General features: G+C 79.6%; 1 protein-coding gene. It reads left to right on the forward strand.

What is annotated here, in order from left to right; genetic code table 11:
• Positions 1 to 817, forward strand: an 817-nt coding sequence (locus TR49_RS25765; protein WP_152627455.1) for an FHA domain-containing protein, incomplete at both ends; no start/stop codon positions are given.

The raw sequence follows: 817 nt of genomic DNA on the forward strand, positions 1-817 counted from the left end.
GGCGCGGTGGGCGCGCGCCCCGGCGCCCGCGCCGGCCGCGCCGCGACGCACGTGCACCTCTACGCCCAGGGCCGCCGGCTCGACGAGCGCGCCGTGCTCGGCCACCCTCCGCTGATCGACGGCGTCGTGCTGCGCCTCGACGCCCCCGATCCGGACGACGCCGCCGAACCCGCGGGTTCCTCCGCCACGCTGCACGTCGTGGCCGGGCCGGACGCGGGCGGCATCCACCTGCTGCATCCGGGGCGCGTCGTCGTCGGCCGCTCCGCCGAGGCGGACGTGCCGGTGGACGACCCCGACGTCTCCCGTTTCCACCTCGCCCTGGAGGTCGACCCGGACGGCCGGGTCACGGTCACCGACTCCGGCTCGACCAACGGCACGGTCCTGGAGGGCTCCGCGGTCGGGGCGGAGCCCCGCACGGTCGTGCCCGGCGCCCTGATCGAGCTCGGCGAGAGCGCGCTGCGCGTCGTCGCGGCCGTCCCCGGGCAGCTCGGGCGGGCCGAGGTGGTGCCCGACGGCCAGGGCGCCGTCCACGTCTCCACCCGCGCCACCGGGTCGTCCGCACGGCCGGCGGAGTGGGCCGCGTCCGCCGGGCCGACGGGCCACACCGCCTCCGGCACCGGCTCGCTGCCCGATTCAGGCGGCGGCTCGCACAGCTCGCAGACGCACGGCTCCCACTCCCTGGCCACGCACGGCCGGGGGTTCCGCATCGACGCCGAGGCCGAGTCGGCGACGCGGCGGTCCGGCCTGCTCAAGCAGGCCCAGCAGGCGCTCGGCCGCCGTCGTGGCGGCGCACCCGCGCCGCCCGCCGCCATCCCCC

This window comes from Streptacidiphilus melanogenes, assembly GCF_000787835.1.
Classification (GTDB): Bacteria; Actinomycetota; Actinomycetes; order Streptomycetales; family Streptomycetaceae; genus Streptacidiphilus; species Streptacidiphilus melanogenes.